The sequence below is a fragment of the Marinomonas sp. 63XJN7_9_ISO-PGPR-S23-217 genome, from assembly GCF_056173515.1.
This window is the reverse complement of the sequence record NZ_CM149678.1, coordinates 2,383,341-2,405,637: the sequence shown is the minus strand read 5'-3', so window position 1 is coordinate 2,405,637 and position 22,297 is coordinate 2,383,341. Positions and strand designations below refer to the sequence as shown.

Below are 22,297 nucleotides of genomic sequence, written 5' to 3'. Positions count from 1 at the left end.
CACCTAAACTCTTGTTTTTCTTAACCGATTGTTCGAAAAATAACCGACAGAATGAGTGACTCAACTAAAAACCAAGTCTATACTACTTCTTTGCAGTTTCTTTAGTTTTGCAGGTTGTCATGGACAGAGTACGTTGTAATCAAAAGACCATATCTCATAATAACAATATAAACAAAATTTATATCACATTATTATCCATCTTAACCATCACCATGACGCTATCATCACCAAGTGCAGGTGCCATGACCGTCCATGCGATTTACGAAGCTCCATCGACAGACACCACCCCTATTTTAGAACTGGGGTTTCCAGAACATACAACGCTTGTATCCATGGCGGATATTGAAAGCTTGCCGCTATACAAAACGGACAACATAAACCACTTTGATGGCCCCTCTGGTCAGTTCTATGGTGTCTGGCTGAATGACCTGTTAGCAAAATACCATCTTGAGAATGCACCACGGCTGCGTTTTACCGCATTAGACGGGTACGAAGTTTTTATCGATCAAGCAAACCGCCAAAAGCGACAATATTTTTTAGCCACTCGATTAAACAACCTTCCCATTACAGCGGATAATCTGGGCCCATTGATGCTTCTTATCCCCTATGACCTCAACCTCCCAGTTAACCAAGCTGAATCCAAAAGCCGCTGGATTTGGGCCCTTCATACCATAATCGCCCAATGAAAATCGCCACTTCCGCAAAAAAAATGCGCGTCATTGTCTGGCTGGTTTTTATCTTCTTCTTAATGTTATGTTTTGGATCCTTGTCATACTTCCAAAAACAGTCGCGCCAATTACTGGGCTCTAACTTCACAGCGCTGGTTATCGACGTGATGCAAGCTGAAGAAGATTCTCACTTATTAAAACGCGCCCTAATGCAATTAAAAAGCAACAGTCCCTATTTTGATAGCAATGAGCTGAAAGCGATTCGTTTAAGGTTGCAATATCGCTTTCCTATCATTGATAAAAAAATGCGCAACAGTTCATTTGAGCCAGAAACCTACATGCCTTATATAGAAAAACTACAAACATTAAAGGGGTTGCTCCCAGAATTAACCAAACGTATTGATAGCTACCAGAAAGACCCAAGCACCAAACCCTCTCTTGTCGCTTTATTAACGACATTTGATGTCAATATGAGCTTCGCTTATAACGAATTACACACAATTATCCAGGTCAACTCAGACATCGAACGCCGCTTAAAAAACAAATTAACCTTGCTTATTTGGGGACTAGTCTTTGCGTTCCTTTGCACGCTGTTCGCCCTATGCATTGCCATTACGCATTTGTATTCCAAAAGAGAAGAACTCACCATACAAAGCAATGAGGATCACCTTACCCAATTACCCAACCGACGTTTTATTGCAGAAAAAGCCCAGGAGATCCTAACAGGCAACCCAGATTTTATTGGCTTGGCTATTTTAGACCTGGACCACTTCAAAAAAGTAAACGATTTATTTGGCCATCCAGCAGGAGATGAAGCGCTCAAGGCCATCGCCAACATTATCAAGCAATACACTACACCGCCTCATGTTGCAGCACGTCTTGGTGGCGAAGAATTCTGTATATTGTTTACCAATATTTCAGAAAGAAAAGCCAACGCTATTTGTGAAGATATCCGACAGACCGTCGAAGAAACCAACATTCCCATCAACAATACCAGCACCCATATCACCATTAGTGTTGGTCTGTATTGCCAAGCTACACCTTGTGACGATCAAGTCTTTCGCCACATCTACCAGCTGGCTGACAGCGCACTCTATCTAGCGAAGAAACAAGGCAGAAACCAAGTCGTTTTGTTTCAAAAAGAAGTAATGGATCACGCTTAGCACCATCACCTATCGGAAAGAGTAAGCAACCAATCGATTGAGATAGAAAAGTGAATCGTTACGATTCACTTCTAACCATGGAAAAACAGCATAAAGTTAAGCATAATACTGCCCATAAGGTCAGGGTTCTTGTTGTATGGAAGCAAAACAACGAACGTAGAGAGACCTTTGCGCGATGCCACGAGCGACGCCAAGACGCGGCAAAAACAGACGAGAAAGCGGAGTTTATCGCTATAAATGGGCATTTTGAGTCTGTTTTTAACAAAGTATTGGCAAGCGCAGTCGTCGTGCAAAAGTCTCGTAGATTTTTTAAATGGCACTCCCCCTAATGCCAGTAACATGCCAAGCAAACACTAAGACAGGATTATCCTATATTCCGTATTAGCGAATGAGCTTGGGTTTCATAAATTATCAGTGGAAAGACTATGCTTCCGATACTTCATTTTATCTTTGCGTTGCTGGTTATCTTTGCCTTAGCCGCATTAGTCAGTTACGACCGCAAAAAGATCCGTTTTCAATACATCGCCCTCATGATTATTATTGAGCTTGCCATTACTTGGTTTCTGCTCAACTCATCATACGGCTTAGCCTCTATTCAAAGCGTTGCCACAGCGTTTGAGAAATTGATGAAATTTGCCGGAGAAGGCACCGACTTTGTCTTTGGCAATATGAACAAACAAGGTTTGGCATTTGTCTTTATCAATGTGCTTTGCCCTATCATCTTTATCTCGGCACTCATTGGTATTTTGCAACACTTTAAAATCTTGCCCTGGATTATTCGCATCATCGGTACGATTTTGTCTAAAGTGAATGGCATGGGCAAACTGGAATCCTTTAACGCCGTTAGCTCATTATTGCTTGGTCAATCAGAAAACTTTATTGCCTATAAAAGCATTTTGAGCAAACAGTCACCTCGTCGCATGTACACAATGGCTGCAACCGCCATGTCGACTGTGTCCATGTCCATCGTAGGGGCCTATATGACCATGCTAGAGCCCAAATACGTGGTACTGGCACTCATTCTTAACCTCTTTAGTACCTTCATCATTCTTTCTATTATCAACCCATACCGCCCACACGAAGAGCCAGAACCAGAACTAAACGACATGCATGAATCGCAAACTTTCTTTGAAATGCTTGGCGATTACATTCTAGCGGGCTTCCGTGTGGCCATGATTGTCGCGGCCATGTTAATTGGTTTTATCGCCTTAATCGCCCTACTAAACGCAATATTTAGCAGCCTGTTCGGCTTAAGCTTTCAAGACATCATGGGCTACCTGTTCTACCCACTTGCTTGGGTCATCGGCATTCCCGCACACGATGCGTTGCAAGTTGGCAGCATCATGGCAACCAAACTGGTGTCCAACGAATTTGTCGCCATGTTAGAAGTTCAGAAAATTGCCACACAACTTGAACCCCGTAGCCTTGGCATTCTATCTGTCTTCCTAGTCTCCTTTGCCAACTTTGCCTCCATCGGCATTGTGGCTGGCGCGATCAAAGGTGTCAGTGAAGAACAAGGTAATGTGGTGTCTCGCTTTGGCTTCCGTCTTGTTTACGGTGCAACGCTGGTGAGCTTGTTGTCTGCTGCTGTGGTGGGCGCGATTTTATAACTGCCCATAATAAAGACACAAAAAACCATTAAAAAAAGAGGTCAAGCGACCTCTTTTTTTTGATAAATACATTATGGTATTTACAGATAAACAGAGCGTTTACCATTACAGACCCAACTAGAAGACAGATGACACTGACCCGACTCTAGAAGAAACGCACTAGAACGAGAATACGATTAGAAAGACACGCACTCAGGTGAATCCACACGCATCACAGACTCTTGCTGAAATTGCTTTCTGTACAAATTACGCAGCGCTTCAATCTTCTCATTGCTGGCTTTGTCATTGGTAGGGTAAATCAGCATCAGCGCACGACTGTCTTCTTTCGCCACCTTACCGTCATTTCCCAACCACTGGCCTTTCGCCGCAAACACCGTTAAACCATCACGAAAACGCGGAGTGACTTCTTTATCAACAAACCCTTGCCACTGAGCCTCAGTAACCACCCCGCCCGCAGGACGACTCATGCCAAAATACAAGGTTGTCTGCTGCATTTGATCGCCCACTGTACAGGCCATAGCAGGAGCCGCCGACACCTCTTTAGAACCCATCTGCGCACAGCCAGACATCCCCAAAACCGCTACCGAGAAAACACCAACCACCATACTACGGCGAAAATAAGACTTCTTCATACTGTTTACCTTTTAGCCAAATACAAAGCGCCCGAAAACGCCAACAACGAAAATAAGAGACCTTACCGTTCCGTCGAAAAGCCCACCCATTAAGAAATGAATTTGAGGAGCATTTTACTGTAAACCGTATAAAATTTGCTAGCAATAAGGAAAACAGAGAAAGCCAATAGCAAGCTCCCCCACCCAAGCACCACATCTTATCCAAAAATAAAAATGAAGCCTAAGAGCACTTTACGGTAGAATAAACAAAAGTTTGCCAGCATTAAGGAAGAGCATGACCTTAGAAAAGTCGTCATTACACTACGCCTCATTAGCCTGATAGATTTCAAGACCAAGACGTGATAGAAACCAATAAAATGTCGTTGAAAAGGATTTCAATATGTCAATTAAAGACCAAAAATTGCTGTACCATTTAACAAGCCTAGAAAATCTTGCATCCATTCTTACCCATGGATTATTACCCCGTAGCCAACTAAACAATTTTACCGATGTCGCAGACAGTGACATCGTTACAAAACGCCAAGCTCAAAAACTACAAGACTATGTACCTTTTCATTTTTTCAGCAAAAACCCTTTTGACTTAGCGGCTCAGCACACTTACAAGGACAAAACTTTTGTATTGATCGCGGTAAGACGAGATCATGCCAGTTCCAATAACTGGCAAATCATTCCATGTCACCCACTTGCAAACGAAGAGACAACACGACTCAATTACAGCCAAGGAATGGATTCCATCAACTGGGGTCTAATGGACCAAAGAAACTACAGTGATCATCATTGTAAAAGCGTCTGTATGGCAGAATGCCTTTCTCCAGAAGCGGTTCCAGCCAATCAATTTTTTAAAATTTTCACCCAAAACCAAACAGTAGCTCAGCAAGTTCAAGAAATAATGAAATCTGTTAACATCACGGTCAGCACACAGATAAACGAGAATATGTTTGTAAAACATCATGACTAACCATTATCCAAACCTAAACCCTGAAAAAGCACTCATATGGAGAATCGTCCATAGAGACAACCTTGCTTGGATTTTGGATAATGGCCTTCATTGCGCTAGCTCACAAAAGCTCGCGGAGCATTATGAACCAATAGGCAATACAGACTTAATTCATAAGCGCACTCAGCGCAACATACCTATCGAACCCTATGGCACGCTAAGTGATTACATTCCCTTCTACTTTACCCCCTTCTCACCTATGATGTACAACATACACACAGGGCGCGGTGGCGTAAAAAAAAGAGCCAATGAGGAAATTGTCATCTTAGTGTCTTCGATACCAAAACTAATAGACTCAAAGGTGCCGTTTATTTTCACTGATCGTCATGCTTATACGGCGTTTGCAGAGTTTTTCAACACTTCAGACGAGCTAATCAAGCTAGACTGGCCTATTATTCAACAACGAAATTTTCAGCGTAACCAAGACGATCCTGCTCAAATAGAACGCTACCAAGCAGAAGCCTTGGTTTACCAACACTGCCCGATCACCAGTTTACTCGGCATTGTTTGCTATACTGACGAAATGAAACAGCAGCTTGAACAAATAGTAAGAGAAAAATCTTTAGCTATTGATGTTCGAAAAATGACACAGTGGTACTTTCAATGATTCATTACACACAAGGCAACTTACTGGAAGCGGATGTCGAGGCCCTTGTTAATACAGTCAATACCGTCGGTGTAATGGGAAAAGGCATCGCGCTTATGTTTAAAGAGCGCTTTCCCCAAAATACACAAGATTATTCAAAGGCTTGTAAGGCGAAGCAGGTAGAAACAGGCCGTATGTTCGTCACTCAAACGGATGAACTCGTGGGCCCCAAGTGGATCGTTAATTTCCCGACGAAGCGCCATTGGCGTCATCCATCTAAACTAGAATGGATTACAGAAGGCTTAATCGATTTAAAACAATTCATCCTTGATAAACGCCTAAATTCCATTGCCATTCCTGCTTTGGGTGCGGGTAATGGCAAGCTTGACTGGGAAAGCGTAAAACCTGAAATTGAGCGCATTCTCGGTGACCTAGAATCTGTCGATATTTTGGTTTTCGAACCAACACAACACTATCAAAATGTTGCCAAACAAAAAGGCCACACAAAACTCACCCCAGCCAGAGCCATGATTGCAGAATTAATTCGTCAATACTGGGTGATGGGGATGGAATGCACTTTGCTGGAAGTCCAGAAGCTGGCTTGGTTCTTAGAACGCTCGATTGAAAAACGCAACGGATCGAATAAAGCAGATAACCCTCTAGACCTCAGATTCGAAGCGAACTTATATGGCCCTTACGCAGATAGGCTCAGACACTTAATCGATCATCTGGATGGCACTTACCTACATTGCAACAAGCGCATTAATGACGCAGAACCACTCGACGTCATTTGGTTTGAGGACTCAAAACAGAGTCAGCTGAACGAGTACTTAAACAGTGCGGAAATGAAACCCTATCAGCCATCACTACAGGACACAATACAACTGATAGATGGTTTTGAGACACCTTATGGCATGGAGTTACTATCGACAATTGATTGGCTTATTAGCAAAGAAAACATTGAGCCGGATCTACAAAAAATCATTCAAGGTATTCAGCACTGGCCTGCTGGCGAGACAAGCGCAAAACGCAAAGCCAATTTGTTTGATGAACGTTCGATTAACATTGCCTTAACTCGTTTAAAAAGTGCCTATCAGGCACCTCACCAAAGCACGTAGATAATCATTAAAACGCCGTGATTTTCCCGTCATAACTCACGGCGTTAGGTTTTACCCTAAACTTCTTTTATCTCAACCTCTTCGACCGACGCTAAGTCTCTTCCAGTGCTGTCTTTCCATTCCTTTAAACCATTGGCACTGCGCCCCATAATCACCGCAGCGGCACTGGATGGACTGCTAAATAAATAATCCTGCTGGAAAACCAAGCACTCACCTTTAGTGACAATAACACCACCTTCGATCAATTCATCGCGAATCAATTGCGCCCATTTAGGGAAAGACGGCACGGTATCTTTCGTCACTACAGAGCCTGTAAACACCACAAAACCATCTGCTACTCGTTTGCCTCGGCCATTGGCGCCACGGGCACCTTTGAGATACAAACCATCGTCGGCTTGAAGAATATCATCCATGTGCCGAACCAGCGGCTCAAACACACGAAAACCCATGGTATTCACAAGAATCTGAACGTACTCGATAAACTCTTCCATTTCCGCTTGGTCGGACTCAGAAATAGCACTACGTGTAGGCGTGTTATCGTTTATCAAATCATAGCGCCCTGCTTGGTTGGCGATTTCAAACAATCTGGACTCAAGGTATTTGATATGAGCTTTATTCAGATTGTCGTCTTTACTAATAAAGACCACCGCCTCATTCCAGAAATCTTTTTTAGACACATGCTGAGCAAGGCGTTTAAACGCGTTTTCCGCTTCACCAATATAGACCTTGGGTTTTGAGGTAGAAGATTCCGTTTTGCCAAACAACAGATACACACAGGTGCTTTGTAAATCCGCTCGGTCGGCGCAATCTTTCACCTTACCTCGTGGAATACGATAAGCCTTACCATTCCAATTGGATAGCTCGCACACCATGCGCCCTTCTGGATCGGCATCCATTAAGAACAGCTTGATCGTTTTAGCGTATTGCTTGTTGTACATCTCACATTCCCTGATATAAACGTATTAGGTCTCTACTTAATAATATCGCCAAAGGTTATAAAACTTGCTCGACTAGGGCATCCGCAAGGTTCAGTTGCGTGGTCTGCGCTTCGCTAAGTCGGGCTTTCAGCTGGTCGCAGATAGTCATTAATTCATCGACTTTGGCGACGATTCGGTGTTGTTCTTCGAGTGGAGCCAAAGGTATGGGAGCTATTTTTAGTTTATCTTGCGATATATTCATTTGGCTCTCAGCCATACCAGACTTTACAGTCTCTAAAAATTCAGCAGTAGCTCCAGCATTTAAGCATAGTGAAATAAAGCGCTCAGACATTTCAACTTCGACCAAATGAAACCTAATAATTTTATCGGAGATCATTAAATGAGGTCTTGTTGATTGCACTAAACATGACACTCCTACTCGATTTTTAGGTCCTGCACGAGTTATTAAAATATCGCCAACCTTAACTTCATACTGAGGCTTTGGATCTTTTGCCGTATCCAGTACTTTATTTTCATATTCCCGATATTCCATATTTTGGACAGCGGTAGTTTTCAGAACTCCCCAAGTTTCATTATTTGGGGAAGGCTCAGGTGGACAAGCTGGACTCCACCCTGCATCCATTAAAGTTATCAATGAAGACAGACTTACCCACTCCCACCCCTTGGGCAGTTCAAACGGTTTTTCTTCTTCGGTAATAGGTGGTAGTGGTTTCTGTTTTTTGATTTTCTTTTGCTTAGTCAGTTCGTCTTTCTCGGCGGCGATGCGTTTTAGAAGCTCGGACGCAGGTTCGTCGTTGGGGTCTTGAGGCACAAGTTTCCCCATCACCGCGAGTTGCAGGATGGTTTGTTTTAACTGGTCGATGCTGTGCTCTGTGGTGAACAAGGTGTCGAAATGGCCGCTGATTCGCGTCCAGTTTTCCGCGAGCTCTTCAGCATTCTGGCTATTCACTAAAGTGTCTAGCAAGACGGTCACTAAGGTTTGGTGCGCATCAAGGCTGGATTCGGTTTGCGCTTCTAGCTGATCGCAAAGTGCCATAAGTTCATCGACTTTAGCGACAATGCGGTGCTGTTCAGACTCAGGAGGCAATAGCACCAGTATTGAATTCATCTTTGCTTGATTCATTTTAGGCTGAGCCATGCCAGTAATGTAAGGCAACAAAGAGATAGAGTTGATATACAAACATAGGTACTGAAGGAAAGATTCACTGATACCATCAACTACATGAGCATGGTTATTCACCCAATATTTTCCACGAGCAATAAATGCAATCGGAGTACTTCGACTCACAAGATTTGCACCATCTTCGCCTATCAGTAAAAGTGGCTTATCAAAAAGGTAATCATCAACTGTATCAATGACACCTGAAGCCCCATAGTAATCATAATTTCCTTTCTTGCTCTTTCTTTCATTCACTGACAACGGAATACGTCTAGCGTCTAAATTAAACGTAATATCCCCAAAATCGACAGCCTTCCAATTTAAAGGCAGGTCATTTGCAGAAATAGTTGCATCATGTGCGACTGCTTTCTTTACCGGTTTCAATTGCCCACTAGAAAGTAACTTTTCTTTTTCAGCGGCAATACGCTCTAGCAAAACTGAGGCGGGCTCATCATTGAGATCTTGAGCAACAAGCTTGCCACGCACAGCCAGTTCTAGAATCAGTTCGCGCAGTTTTTTGATGCCGTACAGTTCTATTTTTTTACTTGAGCCTCGGCCAGAGCTGGATTTGCGTTTGATGGCGCTGCTCCAGATATCGATATGCTCGGTAATCAGATTGTCTATTGGGCTATGGGGTTGCTCAGACATTACTTCTCTCCGCCCACAGTAGCGCTAGACGAATTTAACGCTGCACCCAGTATGTCTTTTAGCTGGTTGCGCAAAGCGGCGATGTCGTCTTGTTGTGCTTGATAGGTTGCCAGCAACTCTTCTGGATCGTGGCTTTCTACCGCTTCTTGGTAGGGGTTTTTAATGTTTAAGTCAAAGTTCCGTGCAATGATGTCATCAATGGAAACTTTCCAAGCTTGGTTGGTTTCCACGCGGCTGGCAAAGCCGTCCGCTTCGTCGCCCCACCAGTCGATTTCCGCCTGAAACTCTTCAAACTTCATTGGCTTGGTTTTGTTGTAGTTTTTTACACCTTCTGGATACGGATGCTCGTAGAACCACACGTCTTTTGTCGGCTGGCCTTTGGTGAAAAACAGGATATTGGTTTTAATGCCGGTGTAAGGGTTAAACACGCCGTTCGGTAAACGCACAATGGTGTGCAGGTTGCATTTTTCCGTGAGCATTTTTTTGATCTTGGTTTTCACACCTTCACCAAACAAGGTGCCATCAGGCAATACCACCCCAGCTCGGCCTTGGTTGTTCAGTACTTCTATGATCAATTGCAAGAATAAGTCGGCCGTTTCGCGGGTTTGCATGTCCGCTGGAAAGTTCTTTTCAATCCCGTCTTCTTCGGTGCCGCCAAACGGCGGGTTGGTAGCGATCACATCAATATTACTGTCCCAGTTCGCCAACGGCTGATTCAGGGTATTGCCATGGCGAATTTGCACGGGCACTTCAATACCATGCAACATCATATTGGTGATGCACAATAAATGCGGCAGTTGCTTTTTTTCCACGCCGTGGATCTGTTGTTGCAGAGTCTGATGATCTTCTGTGGTCTGCACATAACGGTCTTTTACGTGATCAAAACTACAAGCAAGAAAGCCACCCGTGCCTGCAGCAGGGTCCATGATACTTTCCCCTAGTTTGGGGTCGAGACGGTTAACGATAAACTGAGTCACGGCACGAGGGGTATAAAACTCCCCTGCGTTGCCCGCACTTTGCAAATCGCGCAGAATTTGCTCGTAAATATCACCAAACAGGTGACGCTCTTGAGAATCGGTAAAATCGATTTCGTTGAGTTTATTGATCACCTGACGCAGCAAGGTGCCGTTTTTCATGTAATTGTAAGCATCACTAAAGGCTTCTTTCACCACAAAACCACGAGGATTACGGTCTCGGGTGGCATCAAGGTTTTTCATGTCAGGGAACAGATCATCATTGATGAAATCTAGCAGATCGTCGCCAGTAATGCCTTCGGGATTAGTTGCCCAGTTGTGCCATAGGTAATTTTCTGGAATGGGCGCTTGGTAGGCGTCGTCTTGTTCGAATCTTAACTCTTCTTCTTGGGCATCAAAAATCTTTAGAAATAGTAACCATGACATTTGCCCAAGGCGTTGGGCGTCGCCGTCTACACCGGCGTCTTTGCGCATAATGTCTTGGATGGATTTAATAACCGTACTGATGGACATATTTCTCTCTATTATTCCTAATTCGTGCTTTGCTTGTTCAGCTCTTTCATGTTGAAACTCTGAAACTCAGACCACGCATTTAATCTACAGACTTCTCAAGGAGTCTAGTGAACGCAAGCATTAAGCCCATGGATGGGCATGACGCCCGTCGCGGACAGGGATGTCCGTTCAGGCTGTGCTGCGTTCACTAGACGATGTATGTCTGAAGTGCTTAAGTTAATGCAGGCTCATATATATGCCTAGGCAATCTGGTTCTGATACAACTCGTCTTCTAAGGCTTTCACCGCGTCATAGTAGGTTTCTTTTTTGCCATTGAAGCCTTTTTTAATGATTTCCTGCATCCGTCCTAATTGGTCGAACGGAGCCACTTTAAGCACTTGTATGTTTTCGATTTCCGCTACACCTGCATCGGCGTATTTATCGAGCAAACGACTAAGCACTTCTTGCGCTATGCCGTCGTAACGAGTGAAGTAGTTGCGTTTTTTCACTTGGTTGGCGCGCTCTTTGCGGGTCAGCGGCGGCTGATCATATACGATATGGCAAATCATATCGAATGGATCTAATTCTTTTCCTACTTCCTGTTCGAGCAACTCCCAAATAACCCCCTGCTCTTCCAGTTCGTCAATAATGGCTTGTTTGCGTTCTGCCGCTTGCCATGTTTTGACAAATTCATCGAGCGAGGCAAAACGCTTCGCTAAGGTTTTGCGGGTGTAGTCTTTAAAGGATTCGGTCACTAGTTTGCCGTCGGTATCATAGTATTGCACTCGCTCTGCAAGGGCTTTCACTTGCACACCATTCACGTGAAATTTACGAGGTTTGTCGTCATCGCTCCAGTCTGAATCCCCTAGTTGGTAATCTTCTCGATGCTCATAATCGTAATCCGCTTGCACTTCACGAATGCTGTCTGGATCAATGCTGTCATCTTGGCTTAGGTCGATGTCTTCCCCTTCGTGGATCATTTCATCAAGAAGAGTGTCGTCAGCAAAAGTCGCTGGTGTGCTGACTTTAATTTGCTCAGGCTCGCCATCAAAGCGCGGATCAGCAAACAGCTCGGTGGCTTTTTTAAAGTCCAATATGGTGAACCAAAGCTTACCGAACTTCTCATCAATGCGCGTACCACGACCAATAATCTGCTTGAACTTGGTCATAGACTGTATACCTTGGTCAAGCACAATCAACTTACAGGTTTTAGCATCGACACCTGTGGTCATTAGTTCCGAGGTGGTGGCAATCACCGGATAAGGCTCTTTTCGATTAGTAAAATAACTCAGCTGATCTTTGCCCTCTTTTTCATCCCCGGTAATGCGCATCACATATTTGTCGCTTTTCGCCATCTGTTCAGGATTGAGGTTAGCCAAAGCTCGACGCATCCGTTCGGCATGATCGATGTTGTTACAAAACACGATGGTCTTCGCCATGGGGTCGGTGCGCTTTAAATAGTTGGTCACGGTTTGCGCCACCAACTGGGTGCGCTCGTCGATTATTAGATTGCGGTCAAAGTCTTTCTGGTTGTAGATGCGGTCTTCCACCAAATTGCCATGCTTATCTAACTGACCCTTCTCTGGTCGCCAGCCTTGTACATCCACATCGATGTCCACACGCATCACTTTATAGGGTGCAAGGAAGCCATCTTCGATACCTTGTTTAAGGGAATAGGTATAAATCGGCTCGCCAAAGTATTCGATATTCGATACGTCTTCGGTTTCTTTCGGGGTGGCCGTTAAACCTATTTGTGTGGCACTGCTAAAATGGTCGAGAATATCACGCCAGTTACTATCTTCTGCGGCGCTGCCTCGGTGGCACTCATCAATCACAATCAAATCAAAAAAATCAGGAGAAACTTTTTTATAGACTTTTTGTATCTCTTCCGTGCCTGTCATACCCTGATACAAACCAAGGTGAATTTCGTAAGCAGGGTCAATTTTATGGCCTTTAATTTTGGTCATGGCCGTATCAAACGGCTGAAAGTCGTTGATAAAAGTTTGGTCGATTAAAGCATTACGGTCAGCCAAAAATAAAATGCGCTTTTTCTGCTTGGCTTTCCATAAACGCCAAATAATTTGGAAGGCGGTGTAGGTTTTCCCTGTGCCTGTCGCCATGACCAATAACAGGCGATTTTGACCTTTGGCAACCGCCTCTATGGATCGGTTAATGGCTTGCATCTGGTAATAACGGGGCGCTTTGCCCTCGCGATCGCTATGGTAGCTTTGCGTCACTAAGGGTAGCTGGTCGTTACGATAGCCTTTCCATTCACAAAATTTTGCCCAAAGCTGTTCGCAACTTGGAAAATCGTCCAGCGCTATCTCGCTTTCAACTTGGTTAGGATTGGTTTTGTCATGGAATAAAAAGCCATCGCCGTTACTGGCAAAAGCAAAAGGCACACCCAGACGCTCAGCATAAGCCAAGGATTGTTGAATGCCATGACCTACAGAATATTGATTGGACTTGGCCTCTATCACCGCCAGCGGCATGCCGTCTTTATAAAAGAGCGCAATGTCGGCTCTTCTCGACTTTTGTCGTGCTGCCATCTGGCCTCGCACCACCACTTTACCGTCGGTAATCGGAAATTCTTGCCGTATCTGCGTACGATCATCCCAACCAGCGCCTTTGACAACGGGTAGAATAAATTTCGTGATGATGTCGGTTTCTGATAATTTTGCTTTGTTAGTGCCTGAGGCCATACCTTTTATCCGCAGCAACTCCATTTAACGTCCTAATATAACGAAAGTTTTATGTAAAGCCGAGCCTATTTAGGAAGTTAGCTGAGAATGGGACTTTCAATGTCAAATCAAAGCTAATATTGATGGTTAAAAACGAGTGATGAATGAATTCTTGACAGTTTACAGTGGAACGCTAACTGCCTATGAAACGACCACCAATTTACTCTGTGTTGTTTTCTATATTCTCTGAGTGTTAGAATTCAGCCAAAATTATTTAGATGACTAAATAACTGCTAGTAAGGGAGGACAGCATGTCAGATACACACAAGAAAGATCATGCCGCATTGCATATTGTCGAAAAGACGATGACGACAGATCAACTGATAAAAAACCTGTATAAATCACCAAACACATTGACCATCGAACACTTTAAGATGGTTAACTCTCACTTGAAAAACAATATTGCAGATATTGGGCAAGTGGTATTAGTCTCCCCTCCTGGCGCTCAATCCTGCACTCGTGAAGAAGCCGCCTTCCAAGATACAGCACGAGAAGTGGATAAAACCCTAGCCAAACTTGATAAGCAAGAGCGTCGAGTGTTAGCCGAGAAATACGATTTTTTATCTACTATTGCTAGCACATCGGGGACGTTACTCGGTGTCGCACAAAATATAAGAGACCAACATCTAAAACAAGTCGCGACCATTCTAAAAGAAATAGAACAAGCTTATATCACAGGTTACTCCGAAACTAATCCTCTAAAAAGCAAAGCTTTTTTCGAAAGGAGAAAGGTGCTATTTAAGCGCCTTGATGCTGCGTTAAACCGATTTGCTCAACCTTCCATTGGCGGCAACCTTATCCCTGGTAATATAAAAAGTAACTTAGGGCTGAGTACGAAGAGCATAATGCATGCATGGAACAACAAACCGAATAATCCAACAAGCATCCCTAACTTTTCAAAAAATTATGAAACCGTTGCAAAGTCAGCTCGAAACCTAAAAAGATTAGGTTACGTGGGCATAGGCCTTACGGGTATAGATGCTTACGCCAGTGTGCAAAAAGCCTGTACTGTTGGTGATGAAGAAGCCTGCAAAAAAGCGGGGTATACACAATATGGTAAAGCTGCTGGCAGTATCGTTGGAGGAGCATCTTTAGGATCAATTACAATTTGGGCAACCTGTACCGCTATTTTTGAATTACCTTCTGTTGGCACAAGCGTTTTTTTATGTGCAATTGTTGTTGGTGGAGCAGCTGGATATGCTGGAGGAAAAATAGGTGGCAAGATAGGTGAAAGTGCTGGTAATCGTATATATACCACTAGGATAGGCGTTAAATAATATGGTTTTAAATGACAAAGCACTGGATATTTTACTTATTTATTTTTCAGCTCCAGGTGCCGTAGGCATTATCATTTGGTTTGTAATGGTTCTCTATTTAAAACATAAATGGATCCCAAAATTAGAAGACATTCTGGATAGTGGGGTTCATTTTTACAGCTTAAATGTGTTTTTAGCTGGACAAGGTGTTTTGCAATACGCCACCGTGTTTAGCAGTCGCTTTTATGCCAAACGTTTCGGTATGCTAGAAAAGCGAGACCGTGTACCTAGGCACATCCAACGATGGTTTATTGTCGCTATGTGGCTGTTATTGATAAGTACAACACTCTTTATAGGGTCTGGTATTGTGATATACATTTACACCTAACTTTAAATCGACCTCAATATCTGCATTTAATACAATGATGTTAAGCGATAATAAATTAGATATTTTAATTTTTGGTTTTGGAGCCCTAGGAATTCTGGGCACTTTCCTTTGGTTTGGAATCATTATTTATTTAAAACAAAAATGGCTCTCTGAACTAGAAGATATCCTTGATGATGGAGTGCGCTTTTACAGTTTAAATATCTTTCTAGCCGGACAAGGTATTCTCCAATATGCCACGGTGTTTAGTAGTCGCTTTCACGCCAAACGCTTCGGCATGTTGGAAAAAAGGGAAAAGGTACCTAAACATATCCAACGATGGTTTATTTTCGCTATGTGGTGGTTCGTTGTATGTTGCCTTCTCTTTTTTGGATCGGCTGCGGTTTTACATTTTTACTCTTAAACTCGCTGGCTAGCTCGTCGTCTCTGAATAATGGAAACTAATTAGACCAGTTTTTATTTTTCACTGTTTTCCCAATACCAGGATTCAGACTATTCGTAGGATCATTTTTTCTATAAAATGCTTTAAGCGCATCTTTCGCTTCATATAGCTGTCCCACATTGTGTTCAGCAGGATATTCCGCTCCTTTTTGGTCAAAGAAAGCCAGTAGTTTGTTTTTTATAATAGCCTCGTCTACACCCGCTTTTAATATGTAATCTTGATGCATTACGTGGCACATAAAATGGCCGTTATAAAGCTTGACCACAAACAACTCATCAAGCTCGGTCGGCAATTTTTCAAACCATTCAGTTTCATTACGCTTTAACGCAATATCAAGGGCCATAATGGCACCTGATTCTGGATTTAATGCGTGAAATCTTTTTGCAGCGCCGCCAGCAACAAATCTATTTAGAAAGGCTTTTCTCCCCTCCTCCTGAGTACATTCAAAAAATCCACCTTGGTTTGTTTTAAAATACTCTTCCAAATACTCATACGCTTCTTCTACACCACTATCTGACATATGTAACATTAAATGGTGTTCGTATTGATGACGATATTCACGTATTTTTTGGGGAAGATGATCAGGAAACAGACTTGAACCCCATTGCAAAACTCTATCTGAGATATGCTTAGGAAGAAAAGAAAATTTACCTAAAAACGCATCGACAGACCCTTTTAATTTAAAGAGTTTGGGCATTAAATTACTGCCCAGTTTTTCTATAATCAAGAAAGAGTCTTTTCCGTACTTATCACATACATCGAAATAATCTCGATGAATATATTCACCTGAAATAGGCAGCGCTTTAAAGCCACTTAAGATGTTTCGACGCATTCTTGTCAATACGTCTGTATCATTGGTTCCAATATAGAAGACTTTGTCTTGTTGCGGTTTAGGAAATGTATCTAAACGAACAGCAAAAACGATCAACTTTCCTGCACAGCCAGACGCTTCATATAGTAAACGAGCATCATTATTAAATCGAGCCGGTGTATCAGCCTCTACATCGCGAACTTTTTCCTGATACCCGCTATCACTGGCAGACTTTTCAGGGTAATGAATATCACTTTGTTTGTAAGACTGATGTTCCAAAGATTTAAGAATATCCTCAGGTTCCGTACCCAAGTTGATACCTAGATTATTTATAAGTACCAGTTTTTGATTTTCATCAATTTGTGCGTAAAGTGCCATTTCAGTGTAGGCAGGCCCACGCTGCACCAGCGCACCACCAGAGTTGTTACAAACACCCCCAATAATTGAAGCACCAATACAAGAAGAACCAATTACTGAGTGCGGCTCTCTTCCGAAACCGTTTAATACTTCTTCTAGTTCAAACAAACAACTTCCGGGAAAGGCCAAGACTTGCTTGCCTTGATCTAAAACATGGATACCCCTTAACTTTACCGTGCTAATGACAACTAACGTTCTATCGTATCGACCATAGGGTGTTGATCCTCCCGTCAACCCTGTGTTAGCAGCTTGGAGTATCATGATGACATCAGCTTCCACGCAAATTTTAGCCACTCGCCAAAGCTCAGTTAACGTTGTGGGAATAATGACAGCCATGGCACTGCCTCCCCCATATCGAAAACCTTCATAGTAAGTCGACGTTTTGCGCTTATCTGTTATGACGTTTTTACTTGTTACTATGCTTTTTATTGTGTCTAGAAAGTGTTTCGAATCTAGCGTTTTTTCTAACATCATCGTGTCATCTCTTTAAGTAAAAAAAGCCGACAACAAACAAACTACTGCCGGCCAACTCAGCTAACTCTAATTACTTTCTGATTCTTTAACGGCTTGCAAGAAGTCCTTTAACACTTTTGGGCCAATTATATTAGCTTGAGCATCAATCACTTGTCTTGCTACCTGCTTCATTCGAGCCAGCTGTTCAGGAGCAATGGTGTTCACTTTCATTTTCGTTTTTAAGAACGCAAGCGATTTTTGTGCTTGGGCGCGGCTATCTTTTCTTTCGTAATCACGAGACTTAATCGCGGCTTTACGAATAATATTCTTCTCATCATTGCTTAATTTATCCCAAAAACGCTTACTAATTAGCATTACCCAAGGGCTGTACACGTGATGCGTTATACTGAGATACTTTTGAACCTCATAAAACTTACTCGATTGAATGGTGCTGAAAGGGTTTTCTTGGCCATCAACTGCACCTGTCTGTAATGCGGTAAATAGTTCAGAGAAAGCCATGGGGACGGCGTTTGCCCCCATTTTATTAAAGAGCTCCAGAAACATAGGGTTCTCCATCACTCGAATCTTGATGCCTTTTAAGTCTTCCATTTTATAAATGGGGCGCTTCGAGTTTGTGAGATCTCTAAACCCATTTTCCCAATACACAAGACCGATTAATCCATGTGATTTCAAGCCATCTAAAAGACCTTGGCCAAATGGCCCATCTAGTACTTTGTCTGCTTGTGGCCCGCTATTAAACATGAATGGCAAATCCCAGACAGCAAATTTTTTGTCGATTCCAATGAGCGATGAAGTCGCCGTCATCATCATTTCTTGTGCGCCACCGATCAAAGCATTTTGCATTTGATTCTCATTTCCTAGCACTGAGTTTGCGAATGGCATAACCTTCATTTTGCCATGAGAGAGGCGGCTGACCTCCTCTTTAAACACTTCGACGGCTCGGCCTTGTTTACTATCTTTATTTAAACCATATCCAAATCTAATTATTCGATTATGAACATCTTGAGCAAATGACGAAACCGAACCAAACATTAATGCACCAACCGTCGATAAGATTAATATTGATTTAGTCAACTTTGCTCTATTTAAAACCGATTTGATATTTTTATTTTTATACATCTTAGGTTTCCTTTCTTGGTTTAATTTTAGAGAAAACTAGCAGGGATACTAATAATCTCCGGGAACAACACAAACACAACAATTAAAGATAAATAAATAAGTAAAAACGGAGAAATGCCTTTTGTTATTTTCTCAAGTGGTTCATTTGCTACACTTGAAACAACACTCAACACAGTCCCTACGGGGGGAGTTATCAGACCAACACACCCAACCATAATAAACATGACACCAAAATAAATAGGATCAATACCAGCTTGAATCACTAATGGCATCGTTACTGGAGCAAGAATTAAAATAGTTGGTGTTAAATCCATAACCATACCGATCATTAACATGACAATGACTATCGTAGCCATGAGTAATTTGGGATGGCCCATAAGCGGTGTTAAGAGTTGAATTAATTGCGAAGGCAAATCAGCCAAGGTGACCATATAGGATGACACAATAGCTGCAGCACATAAGAACATGACAATGCTGGTGGTATAAGAAGCTTGGATAAAGAGTGGGGTTAAGTCCTTAAAGCTTATCTCTCTATAGATTACTAGACTAACAAATAAAGCATAAGCTGCCGCAACAACTGCGGCTTCGGTTGGGGTAAATACGCCAAATCTTAATCCACCAATGATAATGACAGGCATTAGCAGAGCATAAAAACCGTCTTTGGCTACATTTAGCCGAGTTTTAATATCTTGACGAGGCTGAGGGGAAACATCTATAGATCTCATGCTCCATTTCCAAGCCAGAACTAAACCCAACCCCATTATTATCCCTGGCACAATTCCTGCCATAAAGAGCTTGCTAATAGACTGGTTCGCCGTCACTCCAAAGATGATAAATGACATACTTGGAGGAATAATAGGAGCAATAATCCCACCTGCAGCAATTAACCCCGTCGACCTGCCAATAGGGTAGCCATTATTTCTCATCATGGGTAACAGCAGAGTTGCAAGGGCTGCCGTATCCGCTATGGCAGACCCAGACAAACTGGCTAAAATAACAGCGGCAATGATTGCAACGTATCCAAGCCCTCCTCTTCGATGACCAACGCAACTTATTGCCAAATTAATTATCCTTTTGGATATGCCACCAGCATTCATCACTTCACCAGCTAGAATAAAGAAAGGCACCGCCATCAAAGGAAAACTATCAGCTCCATTTATCAGATTTTGGGCAATTAATTGAGCATTAAAGAAATCAAGATACCACATTAAAACAACGCCCGTTAACATCAATGAAAAGGCAACGGGTACACCTAAAATCATAAAGCCTGAAAGACTCAATAAAAAGATTCCTAATGTCATAGCTTACGACCTTTATGTTTTTTATCGCTATCATCAACGGGGTTAGCAGTAAGCCTCTTCTTTATCAGCATAGCTTCTTTAATCAAGTCTCGAAGTATATAAAACCCCATGCAGACAGAAGCAAAAAGACCTGATGCATATAGATATGCTAATGGATACTTAATTATCGTCGAGGTAATGCCCCAGCCAATTTCGTATTGATCCCAACTCCCCATTAAAAAAAGATAAAGACCATATAGCATGATAATACGTGCAACAATAAAACATATACTTTTAATGGATTTAGGGAGTTTGTTCTGTACAATATCGAAGCTTATGTGAGCATTTTTCCCAACGGCAAGAGTAGCCCCAAAAAAGATTAACCATACAAATAGAAATCTGGATAATTCTTCTGATGCTGGAAAACTTGACCCAAAAAAATATCGTAATATAACATTAATAAAAACGGCAAAAAACATGATAGCCAAGGTCAATGCCATAAGATACTCAATACATTTTTCAAATATTTTTTCCATTACATCCACCTTATTATTTTAATTTTATGAACACTTATTATTTAGTGAGAATGCCTTGGAAGATTATCCTTGGAAATGACGTTTAAATATAAGGTTGCAGGCTCTAAACACCCCCCTGTCGAAAGTTGTCCCACTAAACTTCTGTAGATTTCTTGCCAAGGTGTTTGAGATTTGGGAATAGACGGTATCCATTCAGATCGACGTTTCTTCATTTCCTCATCAGAAATGAGAAGGTTGATTGAGCGTTGGGTCAGATCGACTTTTAAAATATCATTTGTCTGGAGAAGGGCTATACCACCTCCCACTGCAGACTCTGGAGACATATTCAAGATGGACGGGCTGGCAGAGGTACCACTTTGCCGACCATCACCAAGGCACGGCAGTGATGAAATGCCTTTTTTCATTAATTCAGCAGGTGGATCCATATTAACAACTTCAGCACTACCAGGGTAACCCACAGTGCCTGCACCTCGGATAACCAGAATACAGTGTTCGTCTATATTCAGCTCTGGATCATTTATACGAGCATGGTAATCTTCAGGCCCTTCAAAAACGATGGCTCTTGCTTCAAAGGCATTTTCGGCTCCAGGTTCTGATAAGTAGGTTTTTTTAAAGGCTTCTCCCACAACCGACATTTTGATGATTGCACTGTCAAAGAAGTTGCCACTTAGCACGATAAAACCCGCTTTATGTTTTAATGGCTTATCACATGAATAAATAACGTCCGTGTTATTGGTCGCACTATTTATCGCTATTTCGCCAATTTTCTTACCACTTACCGTTAAACATTGCTCATTAAGATAATTCGCTTTCTGTAATTCATGGAGTACTGCGGGAACTCCTCCAGCACGATGGAATCCCTCACCCAGATACTTCCCTGCCGGCATGCAATTTACAATTAATGGAATATGCTCACCAAACGCTTGCCAATCATTGAGCGATAAATCGATTCCCATATGTCTAGCAATGGCAATTAAATGTGGAGGGCAGTTAGAGGAAGCCCCTAGTGCAGACGAAACGGCTATTGCATTATGGAATGAGTCTTTTGTCATAATGGCAGAAGGCCTTATATCTTCAAGTACCATCTCACAGATACGATGCCCTGTTGCATAAGCCATTTGACCACGTTCACGGTATGGCGCTGGAATACTGGAACAACTAGGCAAAGACATACCCAATGCCTCTGCAATGGCATTCATAGAAAGAGCCGTTCCCATGGTGTTGCAATGACCCACTGATGGAGAGGCCGCTGTGGTCAACTCCATGAACCCTTCATAATCAATTTTACCTTTTGCCAGCAGCTTTCGAGAACTCCAGATAACCGTCCCTGAGCCGATAAGTTCACCATCGTGGAAGCCATCTAGCATTGGCCCACCAGACAATACAATCGATGGCAAATCTGTTGTTGCTGCGGCCATCAAACATGCGGGGGTGGTTTTGTCACACCCCGTTGTGAGAACCACACCGTCTAATGGATAGCCATGAAGTATTTCAATCAGTCCCAAGTAAGCTAAGTTTCGATCTAATGCTGCCGTCGGCCTACGCGTTTGTTCTGCCATTGGGTGCACTGGAAATTCCATAGGAATACCACCAGCGTCCCTAATACCGTCTTTGACCCTTTGAGCAAGCTGTAAATGGTGACGATTACATGGTGTAAGATCACTGCCAGTTTGAGCAATACCAATAATAGGCTTCCCCGACTGTAACTCCTCCCGAGTCAACCCCTGATTCATATAGCGCTCTACATACAATGCTGTCATATCTGCATGTTCAGGATCATCAAACCACTGCTGACTTCTTAATTTAATGTTATTTGTATCTGGCATAATCGCACCTTATTATTTTTATAAA

General features: G+C 42.6%; 19 protein-coding genes. 9 read left to right on the top strand and 10 right to left on the bottom strand.

The genetic code is table 11. From position 1 onward, the window contains the following. The first annotated feature begins 119 nt into the window (after positions 1-119). The 3 genes from AC0VYI_RS11205 to AC0VYI_RS11195 all read left to right on the top strand — a co-directional run bounded on the left by AC0VYI_RS11205 (position 120) and on the right by AC0VYI_RS11195 (position 3,441). Complete coding sequence (locus AC0VYI_RS11205; RefSeq protein WP_475449367.1) at positions 120-686, top strand: hypothetical protein; 567 nt, start codon at positions 120-122, stop codon at positions 684-686. After that, positions 683-1,831, top strand: a complete 1,149-nt coding sequence (locus AC0VYI_RS11200) for a GGDEF domain-containing protein (RefSeq protein ID WP_475449365.1) — start codon at positions 683-685, stop codon at positions 1,829-1,831. The genes AC0VYI_RS11205 and AC0VYI_RS11200 overlap by 4 nt, the downstream gene beginning before the upstream one ends. 425 nt (positions 1,832-2,256) lie before the next feature. Further along, on the top strand, positions 2,257-3,441 hold the full coding sequence (locus AC0VYI_RS11195) for a NupC/NupG family nucleoside CNT transporter (protein ID WP_199476794.1): 1,185 nt from the start codon (positions 2,257-2,259) through the stop codon (positions 3,439-3,441). A gap of 176 nt (positions 3,442-3,617) precedes the next feature. Here AC0VYI_RS11195 and AC0VYI_RS11190 read toward each other — a convergent pair whose 3' ends face one another. Continuing rightward, the gene (locus tag AC0VYI_RS11190) at positions 3,618-4,073 is read right to left on the bottom strand and encodes a DUF3574 domain-containing protein (RefSeq protein ID WP_475449363.1); all 456 of its coding nucleotides are present in this window, start codon (positions 4,071-4,073) and stop codon (positions 3,618-3,620) included. A gap of 379 nt (positions 4,074-4,452) precedes the next feature. Between AC0VYI_RS11190 and AC0VYI_RS11185 the strand changes: the two genes are divergently transcribed. Genes AC0VYI_RS11185 through darG form a run of 3 tightly spaced genes read left to right on the top strand, consistent with a single transcriptional unit; the run spans position 4,453 to position 6,774 of the window. Next, positions 4,453-5,031 carry a DarT ssDNA thymidine ADP-ribosyltransferase family protein gene (locus tag AC0VYI_RS11185; protein ID WP_475449361.1) on the top strand — a complete coding sequence of 193 codons (579 nt, stop codon included), beginning with the start codon at positions 4,453-4,455 and terminating at the stop codon, positions 5,029-5,031. Further along, positions 5,024-5,677: a type II toxin-antitoxin system toxin DNA ADP-ribosyl transferase DarT gene (gene darT, locus AC0VYI_RS11180; protein ID WP_475449359.1), complete on the top strand. Its 654-nt coding sequence runs from the start codon at positions 5,024-5,026 to the stop codon at positions 5,675-5,677. The genes AC0VYI_RS11185 and darT overlap by 8 nt, the downstream gene beginning before the upstream one ends. Next, positions 5,674-6,774, top strand: coding sequence for a type II toxin-antitoxin system antitoxin DNA ADP-ribosyl glycohydrolase DarG (gene darG / locus AC0VYI_RS11175; protein WP_475449357.1), 1,101 nt, complete (start codon positions 5,674-5,676; stop codon positions 6,772-6,774). Before darT ends, darG begins: the two co-directional genes overlap by 4 nt. 56 nt (positions 6,775-6,830) lie before the next feature. Here the strand turns inward: darG and AC0VYI_RS11170 are convergent, their stop codons facing one another. The 4 genes from AC0VYI_RS11170 to hsdR all read right to left on the bottom strand — a co-directional run bounded on the left by AC0VYI_RS11170 (position 6,831) and on the right by hsdR (position 13,687). After that, positions 6,831-7,712 (bottom strand): GIY-YIG nuclease family protein, encoded by an 882-nt coding sequence (locus AC0VYI_RS11170; protein ID WP_475449355.1) that lies wholly within the window; start codon positions 7,710-7,712, stop codon positions 6,831-6,833. Between the two features lie 55 nt (positions 7,713-7,767). Next, on the bottom strand, positions 7,768-9,519 hold the full coding sequence (locus AC0VYI_RS11165) for a restriction endonuclease subunit S (protein ID WP_475449353.1): 1,752 nt from the start codon (positions 9,517-9,519) through the stop codon (positions 7,768-7,770). Then, entirely contained in the window at positions 9,519-11,006 is a 1,488-nt protein-coding gene (locus AC0VYI_RS11160; protein WP_475449351.1) for an N-6 DNA methylase, read from the bottom strand. Before AC0VYI_RS11160 ends, AC0VYI_RS11165 begins: the two co-directional genes overlap by 1 nt. A 239-nt stretch (positions 11,007-11,245) precedes the next feature. After that, positions 11,246-13,687, bottom strand: coding sequence for an EcoAI/FtnUII family type I restriction enzme subunit R (gene hsdR, locus AC0VYI_RS11155; RefSeq protein ID WP_475449349.1), 2,442 nt, complete (start codon positions 13,685-13,687; stop codon positions 11,246-11,248). 290 nt (positions 13,688-13,977) lie between these two features. Between hsdR and AC0VYI_RS11150 the strand changes: the two genes are divergently transcribed. From AC0VYI_RS11150 to AC0VYI_RS11140, 3 genes are read left to right on the top strand one after another with little or no spacing between them, the layout of a single operon-like run. Next, a complete protein-coding gene (locus AC0VYI_RS11150; protein ID WP_475449347.1) occupies positions 13,978-15,003 on the top strand; it encodes a BAR domain-containing protein in 1,026 nt (341 codons plus the stop codon). Position 15,004: 1 nt separating this feature from the next. After that, a complete protein-coding gene (locus AC0VYI_RS11145) occupies positions 15,005-15,370 on the top strand; it encodes a hypothetical protein (protein WP_475449345.1) in 366 nt (121 codons plus the stop codon). A gap of 34 nt (positions 15,371-15,404) precedes the next feature. Beyond that, positions 15,405-15,770, top strand: coding sequence for a hypothetical protein (locus AC0VYI_RS11140; RefSeq protein WP_475449343.1), 366 nt, complete (start codon positions 15,405-15,407; stop codon positions 15,768-15,770). A 37-nt stretch (positions 15,771-15,807) separates the two neighbouring features. Here the strand turns inward: AC0VYI_RS11140 and dld are convergent, their stop codons facing one another. From dld to AC0VYI_RS11115, 5 genes are all read right to left on the bottom strand, one after another. After that, positions 15,808-17,511 carry a D-lactate dehydrogenase gene (dld, locus tag AC0VYI_RS11135; RefSeq protein ID WP_475449341.1) on the bottom strand — a complete coding sequence of 568 codons (1,704 nt, stop codon included), beginning with the start codon at positions 17,509-17,511 and terminating at the stop codon, positions 15,808-15,810. A gap of 66 nt (positions 17,512-17,577) precedes the next feature. Next, positions 17,578-18,630 carry a TRAP transporter substrate-binding protein gene (locus tag AC0VYI_RS11130; RefSeq protein WP_475449339.1) on the bottom strand — a complete coding sequence of 351 codons (1,053 nt, stop codon included), beginning with the start codon at positions 18,628-18,630 and terminating at the stop codon, positions 17,578-17,580. 26 nt (positions 18,631-18,656) lie between these two features. Beyond that, positions 18,657-19,931, bottom strand: coding sequence for a TRAP transporter large permease subunit (locus AC0VYI_RS11125; protein WP_475449337.1), 1,275 nt, complete (start codon positions 19,929-19,931; stop codon positions 18,657-18,659). Further along, on the bottom strand, positions 19,928-20,446 hold the full coding sequence (locus tag AC0VYI_RS11120; RefSeq protein ID WP_475449335.1) for a TRAP transporter small permease: 519 nt from the start codon (positions 20,444-20,446) through the stop codon (positions 19,928-19,930). The genes AC0VYI_RS11125 and AC0VYI_RS11120 overlap by 4 nt, the downstream gene beginning before the upstream one ends. A 41-nt stretch (positions 20,447-20,487) precedes the next feature. Beyond that, complete coding sequence (locus tag AC0VYI_RS11115) at positions 20,488-22,272, bottom strand: IlvD/Edd family dehydratase (RefSeq protein ID WP_475449333.1); 1,785 nt, start codon at positions 22,270-22,272, stop codon at positions 20,488-20,490. Between the last annotated feature and the right edge of the window lie 25 nt (positions 22,273-22,297).

What these genes read in the sequence shown, in the direction of transcription:
- darG (WP_475449357.1), top strand. Translation starts at nt 5,674, where the DNA reads ATGATTCATTACACACAAGGCAACTTACTGGAAGCGGATGTCGAGGCC.
- AC0VYI_RS11185 (WP_475449361.1), top strand. Translation starts at nt 4,453, where the DNA reads ATGTCAATTAAAGACCAAAAATTGCTGTACCATTTAACAAGCCTAGAA.
- hsdR (WP_475449349.1), bottom strand. Translation starts at nt 13,687, where the DNA reads ATGGCCTCAGGCACTAACAAAGCAAAATTATCAGAAACCGACATCATC.
- AC0VYI_RS11170 (WP_475449355.1), bottom strand. Translation starts at nt 7,712, where the DNA reads ATGTACAACAAGCAATACGCTAAAACGATCAAGCTGTTCTTAATGGAT.
- AC0VYI_RS11120 (WP_475449335.1), bottom strand. Translation starts at nt 20,446, where the DNA reads ATGGAAAAAATATTTGAAAAATGTATTGAGTATCTTATGGCATTGACC.
- AC0VYI_RS11195 (WP_199476794.1), top strand. Translation starts at nt 2,257, where the DNA reads ATGCTTCCGATACTTCATTTTATCTTTGCGTTGCTGGTTATCTTTGCC.
- AC0VYI_RS11205 (WP_475449367.1), top strand. Translation starts at nt 120, where the DNA reads ATGGACAGAGTACGTTGTAATCAAAAGACCATATCTCATAATAACAAT.
- dld (WP_475449341.1), bottom strand. Translation starts at nt 17,511, where the DNA reads ATGATGTTAGAAAAAACGCTAGATTCGAAACACTTTCTAGACACAATA.
- AC0VYI_RS11190 (WP_475449363.1), bottom strand. Translation starts at nt 4,073, where the DNA reads ATGAAGAAGTCTTATTTTCGCCGTAGTATGGTGGTTGGTGTTTTCTCG.
- AC0VYI_RS11165 (WP_475449353.1), bottom strand. Translation starts at nt 9,519, where the DNA reads ATGTCTGAGCAACCCCATAGCCCAATAGACAATCTGATTACCGAGCAT.
- AC0VYI_RS11115 (WP_475449333.1), bottom strand. Translation starts at nt 22,272, where the DNA reads ATGCCAGATACAAATAACATTAAATTAAGAAGTCAGCAGTGGTTTGAT.
- AC0VYI_RS11160 (WP_475449351.1), bottom strand. Translation starts at nt 11,006, where the DNA reads ATGTCCATCAGTACGGTTATTAAATCCATCCAAGACATTATGCGCAAA.
- AC0VYI_RS11150 (WP_475449347.1), top strand. Translation starts at nt 13,978, where the DNA reads ATGTCAGATACACACAAGAAAGATCATGCCGCATTGCATATTGTCGAA.
- AC0VYI_RS11200 (WP_475449365.1), top strand. Translation starts at nt 683, where the DNA reads ATGAAAATCGCCACTTCCGCAAAAAAAATGCGCGTCATTGTCTGGCTG.
- AC0VYI_RS11125 (WP_475449337.1), bottom strand. Translation starts at nt 19,931, where the DNA reads ATGACATTAGGAATCTTTTTATTGAGTCTTTCAGGCTTTATGATTTTA.
- darT (WP_475449359.1), top strand. Translation starts at nt 5,024, where the DNA reads ATGACTAACCATTATCCAAACCTAAACCCTGAAAAAGCACTCATATGG.
- AC0VYI_RS11140 (WP_475449343.1), top strand. Translation starts at nt 15,405, where the DNA reads ATGATGTTAAGCGATAATAAATTAGATATTTTAATTTTTGGTTTTGGA.
- AC0VYI_RS11130 (WP_475449339.1), bottom strand. Translation starts at nt 18,630, where the DNA reads ATGTATAAAAATAAAAATATCAAATCGGTTTTAAATAGAGCAAAGTTG.
- AC0VYI_RS11145 (WP_475449345.1), top strand. Translation starts at nt 15,005, where the DNA reads ATGGTTTTAAATGACAAAGCACTGGATATTTTACTTATTTATTTTTCA.